Source organism: Emcibacteraceae bacterium, assembly GCA_041396985.1.
GTDB lineage: Bacteria > Pseudomonadota > Alphaproteobacteria > Sphingomonadales > Emcibacteraceae > Pseudemcibacter.
This window is the reverse complement of sequence record JAWKXO010000003.1, coordinates 86,881-101,440: the sequence shown is the minus strand read 5'-3', so window position 1 is coordinate 101,440 and position 14,560 is coordinate 86,881. Positions and strand designations below refer to the sequence as shown.

The window sequence follows — 14,560 nt, the reverse complement described above, 5'->3', positions numbered from 1 at the left end:
TATGACCAAATCCTCTCTAATTAAAAAATATAACTATCATATTTTGTTAGCTTGGAGTTTATCAGCTGCAATTATTTTGTCATCTGAGAGTAGCATTTCGCAAGAAGTGCATAATGATGATGAAGCCCACAACGAAGAAGAAATTGAAGTTTCACTAACACAAGAACAAATCGCAGCTGCAGGTATAACGACGGTTAAATTACGATTGGATAGAATAACAGAAAGTATTGCTGCTACGGGTGAAGTGCGCGCTAATGATTATGCATCCTCAATTATCACCCCCCGTATACCGTCAATAATCATTGAACGACATGCAAGATTAGGAGATAGAGTGGATGTTAATCAACCTTTGATAACTCTATTCAGTGTTGAGATGGCAAATGCTCAGGCGAAATTCATTAATGTTTCAAGAGAATGGCAGCGTGTTAAAAACTTGGGAAGTGATATTGTTTCCGCAAAACGTTATTTACAAGCAGAGACAGATTACCTTCAGTTATTAGCACAACTGAAGTCTTACGGAATGTCTGCTGAGGATATCAACAGACTTTATGAGACATCAGAACTGAATAAACCAGGTGAGTATGACCTCTATTCCTCTCAAGCAGCTACTATTGCGAGTGATGACTTTTTATCTGGTGCCTTGGTTGAACCGGGTACCATACTTTTTAAGCTGATAAATGAAGATACTGTTTGGATCGAAAGTGCAATATCGCTAGGACAGTTCGATCAGGCTTTTACATCCAGTAGAGCGACAATTGAAGTAGGTGACTACATTGCGGAAGCACGTGTTTTAATAGCAGATGAAATAGTTGATGAGGAAACACGCCGGCGTAAAATAAGAATGATTGTGGAAAATGAGGATCATAATTTACATCCGGGACAATTCGTAAATGTAAAATTTTTAATGCCCGGTGAAGAAAAGGGATATTCAGTTCCCAAGGAAGCTGTACTTAGATCAGCTGATGGAGACTGGCAGCTCTTTATCCAAGATCAGGATGGAGGCTTTATACCTAGAGAGGTCAGAATTCTCAAATCCACTGGAGATCGGTATGTAATATCTGATGTTAATGAGGGCGAAACAGTAGTCGTAACTGGTGCGTTCTTTATTCAATCTGAACTCGCCAAAAGCGGCTTTAGCGTACATAATCATTAAAGGATGCCGAGATGTTAAACAAAATAATAGACCTAGGCATCGTAAATCGATTACTGGTGCTTTTAGCTGTGTTAGGGTTATTGGGATCGAGTGTTTTTATCTTACCAAAAATCAATCTGGACGCTTTTCCCGACGTTACAAATGTTCAAGTGACCATCAATACCGAGGCAGCAGGTTTGGCAGCCAACGAAGTTGAACAATTGATCACATTTCCGGTTGAAGCTGTAATGTATGCATTACCTGATGTAGAAGAAGTTCGTTCTATATCCAAGTCAGGACTGTCGGTGATTACAGTAGTATTTAAAGAAGGTACCGATATTTATTTTGCGCGTCAGCTGGTATTTGAAAGATTGCAAGCCGCGAAAGAAGATGTTCCCTCCGGGGTAGGGGTACCTGAAATGGGGCCTAACACTTCAGGATTAGGGCAAGTTTATCAGTATATTCTACGGTCACGTGGTGACCAACAGTACGATGCTCTTGACCTAAGAAGTTTGAATGACTGGGTAGTCAAATTACTTTTAATGCCTATAGAGGGAGTTACAGACGTTCTTTCATTTGGTGGAGAGGTCAGACAATTTCAAGTTCAGGTAAACCCGGATCATTTATTGAACTATGAGGTTAAGATTGCAGATGTGATCAGCGCAATTGAGAATAATAACAAAAATGCTGGTGGCTGGTATATAGACAGTGGCAACGAGCAACTGGTAATTCGTGGTGTTGGCTGGATCAGAAGTCAGGAAGATGGCTTGACTGATATTGGTAATATACCCTTAAAAGAAAAAGATGGCAGCGTTGTTTATGTTTCAGACATTGCAACTGTTGAGTTTGGCGGGGAAATTCGCCAAGGCGCAGTTACAATGACCAGACGTACAGACGGAAAAATCGAGAAACTTGGTGAAGTTGTAACAGGTATTGTATTAAAAAAGACTTTGGAGCCAACACTAAGCTAACGATAGACAGTATAAAGAGCGTCTACCCATCATTCAAGCCGCTTTACCCGAAGGTGTAACGATAGAGCCAGTATACGATCAAGCTGATCTGGTATCAAAAGCGATAGAAACAGTTTCAAGTGCTTTATTACAAGCATTTATCCTCATCGTTATCGTTTTATACCTATTTCTACTTAATATAAGAGCTGCCAGTCTTGTATTACTTTCAATTCCCATTTCTGTTTTAATGGCACTTTCTGTCATGTCATTAAATGGAATTTCAGCAAATTTAATGTCTCTAGGTGGAATGGCTATTGCAATCGGCATGATGGTTGATGGTTCTGTTGTAATGATGGAAAATATATTCAATCATTTGTCTCGTCGCAATCCGAATAAATTGATCGGTGAAAAGTCCCATGGATTACGTTTGATCGTTCAGGAAGCAGCTAAAGAAGTAGGTCGTCCTGTTTTTTTTGCTGTGATGATAATTGTAGTAGTTTTTGCGCCACTGTTCAGTTTGCAAGGCGTTGAGGGTAAGTTATTTCAGCCAATGGCCCTGTCAATCATCTTAACTATGTTGGGCTCATTAGTTGTAGCGATGCTCATTCTACCGCCGTTGGCTTCATATATATTTATGAAAGGTATTCGTAAAAAAGAAAATAAACCTCTTATGTTCATAGAAGATCATTATCGTAAAGCGTTGGTTTGGGTTCTTAATAATTCAAAGAAAGTTATGATCGCGTCATTTATTGTTTTTGTGATGGCGATGACATTAATACCATTCCTTGGGACAGAGTTTGTTCCCGAGCTTGAAGAAGGCACACTCAATATTCGTGTAACACTTGCACCTTCCACATCTCTGACTACTGCGGTCGAAGTCGCTCAAGTACTTGAAGATAAACTTATTCAATTTCCAGAAGTTCTGTTTGTTTCAAGTCGTACTGGACGTGCTGAAATTGGTGGTGATCCGGAACCTGTATCAAATATTGAGCTATTGGTGGGGCTTAAAGAAGTGCAACAATGGACATCAGCTGACAATAGATACCAACTTCAGCAATTAATGGAACAGGAAATGTCCGTTTTTCCAGGACTACTTTTCTCCTTCTCACAACCGATTGCTACTAGGGTAGATGAACTTCTATCAGGGGTTAGAGCAGAGCTAGCAGTGAAACTTTTTGGCCCCGATTTGGATGTTTTAAGTGACAAAGGAAAGGAAATTGAAGCCTTGGTACGAGAAACATCGGGAACTAGTGATGTAGCCATGGAACAAATATCTGGTGAAGCCCAGCTTGTTATTACGCCTAAACGTGAACTTGTTGCCCGGTATGGTCTTTCAGTTTCTCAAGTAATGGAGCTTGTTTCCGATGCAATCGGCGGAAAAGCAGCAGGACAAGTTATACAAGGAAATGAACGATATGATATTTATGTGCGGCTTGATGAGGAATTTAGAAAAGACGCGCAGAGAATAGCTGATTTGACGTTGGTATCGCTAAATGGTGCTTGGGTCAGGTTGGGAGATGTTGCAGAGGTCATGGTTGAAAATGGCCCTACCCAAATCAGGCGCGATAATGTGCAAAGGCGTGTAGTTATTCAAAGTAATGTAGAAGGTCGAGATATGGGCGGCCTTGTCTCAGAACTGGAGGATCGTATCAATAACGAAATTGACCTTCCTGCTGGATACGCTGTTGAGTTTGGTGGACAGTATGAAAATCAACAACGGGCGCAAGCACGGTTGATGATCGTGGTTCCTATTTCGATGGCATTGATATTCCTGCTTCTTTATTTCGCTTTTGGTTCAGCAAAACAGGCTTCACTTGTTATGTTAAATGTCCCCATGGCTCTGGTTGGGGGTGTCGTTGGGCTTTACATAAGTGGCCAATATCTATCTGTGCCCGGTTCTATCGGTTTTATCACACTATTTGGCATAGCGATTTTAAATGGGGTTGTTCTTGTAAATTCATTTAATGAACGGCTTTCCAATGGAGAAACTATGTTTAACAGTGTTTTAGAAGGAACTGTTTCTAGACTGAGGCCGGTTTTAATGACCGCAATAACGAGTATGCTGGGTTTAATACCTCTACTATTATCCAACGGTATTGGGTCCGAAATACAAAAACCTTTGGCGACAGTAGTTGTTGGCGGGATCGTTACAAGTACTATGTTGACCTTAATATTGTTGCCCGCTGTTTACAGCAAATTTATGACGTACGATTTCGAGCAAGAATAATCACAATCCTAATATCTCAGGGGTGCAACTGCATCTCTGAGGCATACTTATTTAGTATCTAGGCGCTAGGCAATGAATAGTTTATGGAACAATTAATTCTGGTCTTGGTAGTTACTAGGTTAAACAATCTATTGAAAGGTTTTACAAATGGTAGAAAAATGCGGATGCGAGACAAATATCAATTTCGACGGAGCATCAAAAGAATATAAACGTATACTCGTGGTGATCATCGCAATTAACTTTACAATGTTCGTTGTTGAATTAGGTGGAGGAGTATTATCCGGATCAATGTCTCTTTTAGCGGATTGTCTGGACTTTTTGGGTGACAGCGCGACTTATACAATTTCACTTATCGTTATTGGTATGCCTATCGCAGTAAGGGCCAAAGCTGGAATGTTCAAGGGAATATCCCTGTTATTCATAGCGATGTGGGTACTTGGAGCAACTGGAATGAGAGTATTGGAAAATGAAGTTCCTGAACCAATTACCATGGGAGCAATTGGTTTTGCTGCGTTTGCCGCCAATTTGATAAGTGCATTGCTCCTATTGCGTTACAAAGATGGAGATGCCAATGTTAGGTCTGTTTGGTTATGCAGTAGAAATGATGCAATTGGCAATGTTGCTGTAATGATAGCAGCATCTGGTATTGTAGTTACAGATAATGCGTGGCCTGATTTGATAGTTGCGGGGATTATGGCCACTTTATTCTCTCATTCAGCCATAAGTATTATCCGGCAATCATGGCAAGAGCTTAAAACTGAATATTAACGGACAGAAACATTGTGTTTCACGCTGTCTGTAGTTAACTACGATAAGTTCGTAACTGCCTATTTTCGTTAGAAATAGGCCCTTTCAATATTGCAATTAAGTAAACTACTTTCGATAATCTTATATTATCAAAAGGGGGCTCATGGTTGTTAATTCACTGATTTGTGCTAGACTATCCATGCACTTAATTGGGGATAGAGGATGAATTTCCTAGTTTACGACACAGAGACAACAGGAACGGCGACGGAGTTTGATCAGATACTCCAATTCGCCGCCATTGTCACAGATGGCGAGTTAAACGAAATTGAAACCATAGACATCCGGTGTCAGATACAGCCGCACGTCGTGGCAAACCCGACTGCGTTACTTGTCACCAATGTTCGCCCTACCCAGATTACAGATCATTCACTCCCTTCACATTACGAGTTCATTCTTACAGTTAAAGCGTTCATCGAACAATGGTCACCAGCAGTGATTACAGGATACAATTCACTGGCCTTTGACGAACCACTTGTGAGGCAAGCCTTTTATCAGAATTTACTACCTACCTATCTGACTAACACCAACGGTAATACCCGTGCGGACGTTCTAAGAATGGCTCATGCGTGCCACGTGCATAGTCCGGGCGTACTGGAGATACCAATTGGTGATAAAGGTAATCCTTCCTTTAAATTGGATCAGTTAGCACCATTAAATGGGTTCGCCCATGAAAATGCTCATGATGCTCTCGACGACGTAAGAGCAACCTTGCATATTATGAAAATAATAAAGATGCAGGCAACTATTGTGTGGGAAGCGATGATGCAAAACATTTCGAAGCCTCATATCGAAGCACTACTCGGAACGATGGCACCATTGTGTTTAACAGAAAGCCACTTTGGTCGTATATACCGATATGCAGTTAGTTTGGCTGGTGTCAATTCTATCAACCCAACAGATTTCGGCGTTGTAGACCTGCAACACGATCCCAGCGACCTCTTAGATTTATCAGTTGATGAACTGGTAGACGTCCGTAACGCTCGTGTGAAACGAATAAGGTCAGTTAAATCCAATAATCAGCCTATTCTTTTATCCGCAAATGAGCAGTCACCAACCCTGTTATTCAGGAAATTGGATACGCAGAGCTTGAACGGCGGTCAGGATTAATACAAAGCAGACCGGATTTTTGTGAAAAGGTGGGGCAAGCCTTGGGACAAATAACTGATGGATACGAGAAGAAGGATTATTTGGAAGGAAAAATATTTGAAGGCTTTCCAAGCAGAGACGATCAGCAATTAATGAAACAGTTCCACTCGGTGAACTGGAACGAACGATATGAACTTGTACTTCGCATGGAAGACATCAGGTTACGGGAAGCGGGTTGCCGGCTAATATATCAACACGCACCAGCTACATTACCTACAAAAGTTATCGAGAAACTTGAAGAGTGGAAAAACAGTAGGTTAAGGGGACCCGCTCCAGAAAAAGACGGATGGTGTACAATCGAAAAGGCCATGACCGAATTGAAGAATGCAAGAAGTGATCCTCGCTTTCAAGCCCGACACGAGTTTCTCGACGAAATTGAAATGTATCTCGATAGTTTTAATTATCATTAGCGTTCACAACCATGGACGCCGTACAGCCATAGGTACCGTTAATAGGAAGTTTAATATTCTGTGCCATAAGGAAGACTGTTAATTTTAATGAAAATGAAGGCCATGGAATGAGCAATTTGCTACCTTTTAAAAAGCGGCCAGCATCGGCGAAGTTGTTACCGATCATAATAGTCGCTCTTGTGATTGGTGGGATAGTCGGTTTCTATGTTCCGGATTTGGCTTCATTAAAAAATAAAGTGATAGCTAGTACAAGCGAAGATCGAATGGTGGGCGATATTAGAGGCTACGCTGTCATCACTGATGGAGATACAATTAAAATAAACGGCGAACTAATAAGGTTTCATGGCATAGATGCACCAGAGATCGATCAACCATGCTGGGTAGAAAGCCGAAGGTATCAATGTGGCATCGAAGCTCGAGCTTACCTGAATACTATTATCAATAATCAGATCGTAAACTGTTTTACATTAAGTACAGATCAATATGGTCGTATAGTGGCCCGCTGCTATAACCATAAGAATGAAGATATAGAAGCTCAAATGGTGATAGCAGGCATGGCGACTGCGTATACCTATTATTCTTACGACTACCTAATGGAAGAACTACAGGCACGGTGGAACGGCACAGGTATATGGACGGGAGAATTTGAAAACCCATACGATTATCGCAGAAATACTCATTAGGCGATAACGCTGTCCAATAAAGTTTTATTCTAGAGATCACCGAATTTAGGTGATGGCTTCAAGTATGTAACACAAAACCTCGCTCAAACATTAAAAACATACAATTGAAATTACATTTAACTATTTGTTTTTAAAAGATTATTTGGTATAATTAATTGCAATAACAGGTAATTAATTATATGACAATTCGGATTGATAAACATGCAAGGTTAAATCCTCAGCCCGGTGATGGGTATCGCCTGCTCGTTACACGATATTGGCCAAGAGGCCTTAGGCGAGAAAACATAAATCTCTGGTACAAAGAATTGGCGCCATCAGAGAAGTTACTCAGTCAATACGCAACGTATTTTAAAGCCGACCATTCAGAAGAGGATCATATTACCTATCACGAAGTGTGGAGCATGTTGTACCGCACAGAAATGAACAATCAGCATGAATTGATAAACCAGCTAGCGAAACGGCATCTCAAGGGTGACACCCTCACATTGCTGTGTGCCTGTCATTCAACTGACCGTTGCCACAGGACAATACTAGCTGAACTAATAGAAGAAGCTGCGATGGCGATCTCAGACCATGAGTAACACGCAACGCAACAACAAGCATGAAGTAATAGAAGCTCACCCTTTAGATAACAATCCCTTATCACAAGGCCACAATGGCCCCTCAGAACGCACAAAGGACTATGTGAGAGCATCGTCAGCAGAAGCAACCCTTCGGGCCTACAGGGCAGATCTGGAGCACTTTATGGCGTGGGGTGGGTCGATACCGGCATCTGCTAACTCGGTAGCAAACTATTTGTCAGATTATGCTGGCGCTCTTTCAGTGGCGACCTTGTCTCGACGAGTAGCAGCACTTTCAAAAATCCACTCGGTTAGGAAACTTGAAAACCCAACAAAGTCAGAACTGGTTCGGTCCACGATGAAGGGGATCAAGCGAACCCATGGTACTGCTTCCTCACAGGTATCGCCTTTGACCAAGGAACGGCTTATCAAAATGGTTGAAACTTGCGGATTAGGCAGAAAGGGCATTCGAGACAGCGCATTGTTGCTAGTCGGATTTGCGAGCGCATTAAGACGTTCAGAACTTCTTGCACTTAATTGCAACGATGCTGAGTTTGTACCTGAAGGTCTAATTCTGACCATAGAAAGAAGCAAGACGGACCAAGAAGGTAAAGGTCGGCGGCTTGGAATACCTTATGCCAAAGGCGAATACTGCCCCGTCGGATCGTTGCAAGCTTATATCGAACATGAACAGATCATTGATGGTCCCCTCTTCCGTTCACTAAGCATTGATGGCGACGGCAAGAGTAGACTAAGTGGCAACGGCATAGCCTATATCATTAAACGGCGTGCCAAAGCTGCTGGCTTTAACCCAAGAGCGTTCTCCGGTCACTCCTTACGTGCTGGTCTCGCAACTTCTGCCGCTCAAGCGGGGGTTGAAACGTATGCAATTATGAAGCAAACTGGGCATAAGTCAGAAACATCTGTTAGGCGATACATCCGAGAAGCAGAGTTATTTGTGTCAAACCCGATATCAAATATCCTTTGAGTAGCAACGTTTTTGTAGCAATGATCGAATGTTTGATTTACAATATGTCAATCAGTTTTTTCCGGGGGGCTTAAAGTATAGGTTTATAGGCACCTGAGTTCTCAACTCATGAAGGTAATACCTATGCGGCCAAACTTAACCAATAAAGAACGTGCAATAACTCTAATATTGAATGCTATTTCGGCGTATTTAGTTTTCATCCTCATTACTAACCAATTCATACCAACTAGCGGTGCTGAAACTGTTTGGTTGATGAGTATATTAGCCTATTGGTTCTTATCATTATTGTCAGCACCTTGGTTTTTACCTCCAAGGGACGTAATTACTTGTAGTATTAGTAGCTTGTTAATATTAACAACCATGGAAATCAGTCCTGAGTTAATAATCTTACAAGAACTTAGTTTGATAAGATCAGTTGCAATCGGGTACACTGTTATGGTTACCATTATTGCTGTCGCTGCATTATTTCTTCACGATCGAGATCAGCGCTCACCACTCGGCATATTCGCTTATAAAGCAACGGGAATTTTTGGTAGCGGAGAGATGCTATTTTCCATGCCAGCGTTCATTAGCATAGTTGCAGCATATCAAAGCTCTCACACTTCTATGGTTTGGTTGTTTTTATATTGGTTTGTTATGTTATTTGGCAAACCTATCGAGCGTATAAGAACCGCATGGAAACAATATAACGCTGATAGCGCAGCAGTAGATACGTTACCAACAATCGGGACGATAAGCCGTATTGATCATCCTAACATAGTACGAGTTAGATTAACTTCAGTGTCCGCCTGGGAACCTAATCGCCTTTTCACTGTTGGCATGCCAGATAGTAAACAACAGTATGTAGTTTCTCTTTTTACTCAAGTACAAGATGCCGAAGTGGTTGGTACCGGATTATGCGTTGCTACCGCAGATGAACAGTATAACCTTCCCAATGGCGCCGTTTGTAGTAGCCATGATAAAGAAAAAACAGCCTCATTTTTAGAAAAGTTGAGTGGAGCAAAGGATAGTCGGCTTGTAGGGTTCGTAGTTGAAAACTCAAATATAAGTGTAATAGCGTTTGAAGTGGCTGCAATGTCAGAATTGAAAGAAGGCGACGTGGTCTTCACAAATCTTTCAGGGCAAGATGTATTTTATCAAATAATCGGTGCTGAAACTTCTGAAGAAAGCTTCGACCAAAATCCCCGCGGCACTCATATAGTACGCGCGGCCCAATTAGGCATCTACACACCTGAAAAGGGATTTGAGAAATATAGTTGGTTACCAAAAATGAATACCCCTATTTTTGCAGCTAGTAGCCGTCAATTCAAAAAGGCTATAGCAGGTGACCGTGAATTTCCAATTGGCAAAGTTCCGTCAACAAACGTTGATGCTATAGCCCGGATAGATGAACTTATTGAATATCATACAGCGATATTAGGCGTTACCGGCACTGGAAAAACAGAACTTGCATTAGACATTATTAGAGAGGCAATACGGGGGGGTACCAAAGTCTTCTGTGTAGATTTCACGGGAGACTATAAACACCGGCTTTCAGACTTGGGGCCAATATTTCCTTCACCCTCTTCTTCTCAAGCCACAAAGTTAGAGGAAGACCTGTTCGCAGTAGAAACAGGACAGTATGGAGCTGGCAAAGAAAAGAAAGTTCTGCAAAAAGGTATTGATGAATTAAGAAAAAATACTGAAGAACAAATTGATGACTATCTAACAAACACCAATGAAAATCTAGCTATATTAGAGCTTGCAGAAATGTCTAATACAAAAGCTTCACTTCGACTTACCGAACTATATCTTTCTACCATTATGGACTGGGCACGCGAAAATCGACGGGCACGGCAAATTCTAATTGTTCTAGAAGAAGCCCATACAATCGTTCCCGAAGTACGCGGTTCCGGATTTGATTTCGATACTCAGTTCGTTGTTAGCAGAATAGGTCAAATTGCCCTACAAGGCCGTAAATATGGAGTTGGCCTCATGGTAATTAGTCAACGCACAGCTCTGGTGAGCAAAACCATATTGTCTCAATGCAACACTTTTTTAACACACAGTTTAATTGATCAAACCAGCTTAAATTTTTTGGATAGCGTTTATAGTTCTCAACATACAAAGCTTATTCCAAATCTGGGGCGGTTTGAGTTTCTTGCCTCCGGAAAAGCAATAAAAGCAGAGAGGCCAATCGTTCTGAAAAAGGAATTTGATCAATCCAAACTAGACGCCAGTTTAGCGCTGAATAAGAAGCTTGAAACAAAATCTGGTCCAGAAGAAACTCTCCCAGAAGAAGCCGTTAGTGCAGCCAAAGCAGTCGAAATAACAACGGATGACGATTAACATCAATTTTCAAATCGCCCCATAGCTCATTTGTTAATACAGCCTGATGCAATCTACCCCACCTGATCTATTGTTTTTTTTCTTGACCATGCCTAGTTATATTGCCACACTATATGGGCGATCATTGATATTGTTAGTCAAAATTATATAGAGCCTAGTTATCACCATAACCTATTGATAATAAAGTTTTATTTTCATTTTTGCAAATTTGCAAATATGTGCAAAAACGCTTACAATATTTATTGTGTTGGATTTTGCAATTAAGTGCAAAATTTTACCCCTCTTGTCACTATTCATTTATTGGCGACAAGGTGGCATTTATTCGGTATAGATAGGTTATGGATGATCTTCCCAAGGAGGGGAAATGGCTCTTACTATAACCAAGTTAAAAGATATACCACCCCCTGCTACTAACAAAGGAGGGGGTGAAGAGTTTGCAATTAAGTGCAAGACTAAATTAGATACATGTTATGAATATGAAAGAGGTGTGGATAGTAAGGGCTATGTCTTAAATCCTAAGATCGATTTCATGATTGTAACCCTTAAAGTCAAGGACCGGGAAACACGAAAGTCAATTGCCACGCATATTTCTCAGATGCTTATAGACAGTGATGAACCTCAGTATGAACCGTATTACGTTAGCCACCTACCCAAAAAAGCCAAAAATAATTTCCACGGATATACACACAGCTTAAGAATAGCCGATTTACCGGGACTTGCTGCCATCCAGTTTAAACCCAAGCACAAAAGCTACAATGATTTAAAGATTACCATTATCCCGTCTCAATGGACATATGAGCATGTCAAACAATTCTGGGACACCATATTCGCCGTAAGCAATGGTAATATAGATGCGGACTATATAATTCAACACGGCAAGATTACTAGACTTGATTGGGCGATAGACTTTCTCAATGTCGACACCTCAGATTTCCTGATTGAAAAGAACACTGAAAACCCCAGAAAAAATGTCACTTATTTTGGACCAAATGGAGGTGTAGAAACTTCTTACATCGGGCCAAACAGCCAAAAAATATCATCGCAGAATTTTAAGGCCTACATTTACGATAAAAGAGCTAAATCGAAAGAAAAACAAGAAAAACCAATTTATGACGACCTTTTGCATATGCGTCTTGAAATACGATTGCTGAAGCAAAGTCTTACCGACATGACACTTAAAAGCTTCTACAAGCTATCGGGTAAGGCTGCTAACAGATTTAAACCCTACTTGCTAACGGACTTCTTCGCTGTTCCAAACATTGCATCCGAAACTCAATGGCATATGTTTGGCGATTGCTGCAAAGTAAGAGGTATAGATACGGCGCTAGGAATGCTCCTACCTGAAACAAAGTATATTTACATGAAACACATGGAAGATGCACGGGTCGTTTGTTGGAAGCCTGACCTGCTTTGGAATGCTGTAACGATGCATACTAAATTCATCCTAGGCAAGTTAAAGGTAATATCAATCTAATCAAGTAAGGGCCTTAAGTAATTTAAGTGCACGCTCGAGGTCTTTTTCATTCAATTTAATCAGTACGCTATTAATCTCACGTAATGTGTTTGCCTTTGGCGTTTTAAGCTCCGTCTGTAGGCTATCTCCGAATAACTCCAATATGTCCTTATCCAGCACATTACAGAGCTTTTCAAGCGTATTAAAGGAAGGAGCAGCAGTTCCTCGCTCTATCTTGCCAATCATATCCACCGAAAGATCAAGTTCTTCGGCCAATCGTTCTTGGGTCATACCGATTGAGGTTCGATAAAAACTTACTTTGCCCCCTAATCGTTTCTTTAATTCCATGACATGCTCCTCTTCAACTTTGATAGAGCATCTGGAATAATTTTATGAGTGAACTATTTTACGTCTTTATTATTATTCCGTAATTATTTTATTGTTTTCTCGCCATCCTTTGATAAAGTTATAGAAACTACATTCAAGGGAGGGAAAATGTTCAAATTTATCATACTCACTGCAATCATAATATTTAGTTCAGTTCAGAATGTTTTCGCGGCTAATTGTGATGCCCTATCTGAAGACATCGAAAATTCATTAATGACGATAGCATTGAATGAAACTCTTTCGGACCAAAATAGTGCTGTCCGTGCTGCAGCAAGACTTCAAGAAATTTCAAATCTTTGGCAAAGAATAAACGGCACGCTTTTGCTTGCACAAATTCAAAAGTGTGATCTAGACCGCGGACCACTAAGCTTTCAAAAATACATTATGGATGCAGTGAATTGTAATGCTGAAATTAGAAACGGAAATCCCGGGAGTACTATATGTGACAGGACCAATTGGGGGAAAGAATGATGAGTAGGATGGCACATTGTCCGGCTTGTAGACGTCAAATATCAATTAACGCTGAACAATGTCCTAAGTGCGGAGAACCACTTGATGAAGGTTGGGGCGCAAAGTCACAAGCAGAAACTCGAAAAGGTTGCCTGACATTAATCATAATTGTCGTATTTTTAGCATCCCTTGCAACATTAATCTCACAATGAATTATATGCCTACATCAAACTATCAGGGGAAACCATCATGAAAATAATGTCCATCATTCTAAGTATTAGCATTTGTTCATGCATCCTAATCCCACTATCCGGTTCAGGTCTTATAGAAGCAAATGCACAAAGCAGATTACCTAGTAATTGCTGGACAGCTGGGGAACCTATTCCTTTAAATTGCGAAGGTGAAGTTAGCACTGACATGTTCCCATTTTGCCCTTCAGAAGGTTTATATGAGCAAGTAAAAGATTTGATGCCTTCACAGGCCGCTATGCTTGGTTGTGAAGCAGATGTTGAGGGGCGATTGGTCAAAGTGCTGTCATGCTCTTACACATCATGTAAGTACAGTCTCTACTATGGGTATGATGAGTGGAAAATCATGTGGTCGCAAGCAGGGATTGTAAGAAAGTGATAAGGGTACTAATAATATATTTATCACTAATGTTCGTTACTAGCTGCTCACCCGCAGTTATTCAGGACTACTCGGCTGCGTACTCGCCAGATGGCAAGATGGCTTTTTCAGTTGATGGATACACTAAGTTGAATGAAGTAACAGAAGAAGATGCCAGAAGGCACGCTCAAAAGTTTGCTGACGACATCTGCACTAAGAATAATCTTAACGGCGCAATACAACGCGTTGATACCACCCCAAACGGAAACAAATTAGGACCATTCCTATATTGGCAAGCTATCATCGTTTGTGAGTAGTAACAGTTCATCTATATGACAATTTTCGACCCAAAGTGGACGTTGGGCAAATTCAATAAGCTGACCAAATTATTTATGCAATTGGTTTCGGCTAGAGATATGTGAAACCGTATGGT

13 protein-coding genes and 1 pseudogene are annotated in these 14,560 nt (G+C 40.9%); 13 read left to right on the top strand and 1 reads right to left on the bottom strand.

Annotation, left to right across the window (positions count from 1 at the left end; genetic code table 11):
* The first annotated feature begins 1 nt into the window (after position 1).
* The 11 genes and pseudogenes from R3D86_08615 to R3D86_08565 all read left to right on the top strand — a co-directional run bounded on the left by R3D86_08615 (position 2) and on the right by R3D86_08565 (position 12,705).
* A complete protein-coding gene (locus R3D86_08615) occupies positions 2-1,153 on the top strand; it encodes an efflux RND transporter periplasmic adaptor subunit (protein ID MEZ5758269.1) in 1,152 nt (383 codons plus the stop codon).
* Positions 1,154-1,164: 11 nt separating this feature from the next.
* Positions 1,165-2,103: an efflux RND transporter permease subunit gene (locus R3D86_08610; protein MEZ5758268.1), complete on the top strand. Its 939-nt coding sequence runs from the start codon at positions 1,165-1,167 to the stop codon at positions 2,101-2,103.
* A gap of 25 nt (positions 2,104-2,128) precedes the next feature.
* A pseudogene (locus R3D86_08605) lies at positions 2,129-4,309 on the top strand (CusA/CzcA family heavy metal efflux RND transporter).
* Positions 4,310-4,456: 147 nt separating this feature from the next.
* The gene (locus R3D86_08600) at positions 4,457-5,077 is read left to right on the top strand and encodes a cation transporter (GenBank protein ID MEZ5758267.1); all 621 of its coding nucleotides are present in this window, start codon (positions 4,457-4,459) and stop codon (positions 5,075-5,077) included.
* A 201-nt stretch (positions 5,078-5,278) separates the two neighbouring features.
* On the top strand, positions 5,279-6,223 hold the full coding sequence (locus tag R3D86_08595; protein MEZ5758266.1) for an exonuclease domain-containing protein: 945 nt from the start codon (positions 5,279-5,281) through the stop codon (positions 6,221-6,223).
* 29 nt (positions 6,224-6,252) lie between these two features.
* Positions 6,253-6,672, top strand: coding sequence for a hypothetical protein (locus R3D86_08590; GenBank protein MEZ5758265.1), 420 nt, complete (start codon positions 6,253-6,255; stop codon positions 6,670-6,672).
* A 107-nt stretch (positions 6,673-6,779) separates the two neighbouring features.
* Positions 6,780-7,355: a thermonuclease family protein gene (locus R3D86_08585; protein ID MEZ5758264.1), complete on the top strand. Its 576-nt coding sequence runs from the start codon at positions 6,780-6,782 to the stop codon at positions 7,353-7,355.
* A gap of 179 nt (positions 7,356-7,534) precedes the next feature.
* Positions 7,535-7,936: a DUF488 family protein gene (locus tag R3D86_08580; GenBank protein ID MEZ5758263.1), complete on the top strand. Its 402-nt coding sequence runs from the start codon at positions 7,535-7,537 to the stop codon at positions 7,934-7,936.
* On the top strand, positions 7,929-8,903 hold the full coding sequence (locus R3D86_08575) for a site-specific integrase (GenBank protein ID MEZ5758262.1): 975 nt from the start codon (positions 7,929-7,931) through the stop codon (positions 8,901-8,903). Before R3D86_08580 ends, R3D86_08575 begins: the two co-directional genes overlap by 8 nt.
* Before the next feature lie 123 nt (positions 8,904-9,026).
* Positions 9,027-11,231: an ATP-binding protein gene (locus R3D86_08570; protein ID MEZ5758261.1), complete on the top strand. Its 2,205-nt coding sequence runs from the start codon at positions 9,027-9,029 to the stop codon at positions 11,229-11,231.
* A 364-nt stretch (positions 11,232-11,595) separates the two neighbouring features.
* Positions 11,596-12,705, top strand: a complete 1,110-nt coding sequence (locus R3D86_08565; GenBank protein MEZ5758260.1) for a hypothetical protein — start codon at positions 11,596-11,598, stop codon at positions 12,703-12,705.
* Here the strand turns inward: R3D86_08565 and R3D86_08560 are convergent, their stop codons facing one another.
* Positions 12,706-13,032 (bottom strand): helix-turn-helix transcriptional regulator, encoded by a 327-nt coding sequence (locus tag R3D86_08560; GenBank protein MEZ5758259.1) that lies wholly within the window; start codon positions 13,030-13,032, stop codon positions 12,706-12,708.
* 147 nt (positions 13,033-13,179) lie between these two features.
* Here R3D86_08560 and R3D86_08555 point away from each other — a divergent pair, with 147 nt between their 5' ends.
* Together R3D86_08555 and R3D86_08550 are read left to right on the top strand one after the other, a co-directional pair.
* On the top strand, positions 13,180-13,542 hold the full coding sequence (locus tag R3D86_08555) for a hypothetical protein (GenBank protein ID MEZ5758258.1): 363 nt from the start codon (positions 13,180-13,182) through the stop codon (positions 13,540-13,542).
* Positions 13,543-13,770: 228 nt separating this feature from the next.
* Positions 13,771-14,148, top strand: coding sequence for a hypothetical protein (locus tag R3D86_08550; protein MEZ5758257.1), 378 nt, complete (start codon positions 13,771-13,773; stop codon positions 14,146-14,148).
* Positions 14,149-14,560 lie beyond the last annotated feature (412 nt).

Excerpts from the sequence above, each read along its gene's own strand:
- R3D86_08615 (MEZ5758269.1), top strand. The coding sequence starts at position 2 with ATGACCAAATCCTCTCTAATTAAAAAATATAACTATCATATTTTGTTA.
- R3D86_08610 (MEZ5758268.1), top strand. The coding sequence starts at position 1,165 with ATGTTAAACAAAATAATAGACCTAGGCATCGTAAATCGATTACTGGTG.
- R3D86_08600 (MEZ5758267.1), top strand. The coding sequence starts at position 4,457 with ATGGTAGAAAAATGCGGATGCGAGACAAATATCAATTTCGACGGAGCA.
- R3D86_08595 (MEZ5758266.1), top strand. The coding sequence starts at position 5,279 with ATGAATTTCCTAGTTTACGACACAGAGACAACAGGAACGGCGACGGAG.
- R3D86_08585 (MEZ5758264.1), top strand. The coding sequence starts at position 6,780 with ATGAGCAATTTGCTACCTTTTAAAAAGCGGCCAGCATCGGCGAAGTTG.
- R3D86_08580 (MEZ5758263.1), top strand. The coding sequence starts at position 7,535 with ATGACAATTCGGATTGATAAACATGCAAGGTTAAATCCTCAGCCCGGT.
- R3D86_08575 (MEZ5758262.1), top strand. The coding sequence starts at position 7,929 with ATGAGTAACACGCAACGCAACAACAAGCATGAAGTAATAGAAGCTCAC.
- R3D86_08570 (MEZ5758261.1), top strand. The coding sequence starts at position 9,027 with ATGCGGCCAAACTTAACCAATAAAGAACGTGCAATAACTCTAATATTG.
- R3D86_08565 (MEZ5758260.1), top strand. The coding sequence starts at position 11,596 with ATGGCTCTTACTATAACCAAGTTAAAAGATATACCACCCCCTGCTACT.
- R3D86_08560 (MEZ5758259.1), bottom strand. The coding sequence starts at position 13,032 with ATGGAATTAAAGAAACGATTAGGGGGCAAAGTAAGTTTTTATCGAACC.
- R3D86_08555 (MEZ5758258.1), top strand. The coding sequence starts at position 13,180 with ATGTTCAAATTTATCATACTCACTGCAATCATAATATTTAGTTCAGTT.
- R3D86_08550 (MEZ5758257.1), top strand. The coding sequence starts at position 13,771 with ATGAAAATAATGTCCATCATTCTAAGTATTAGCATTTGTTCATGCATC.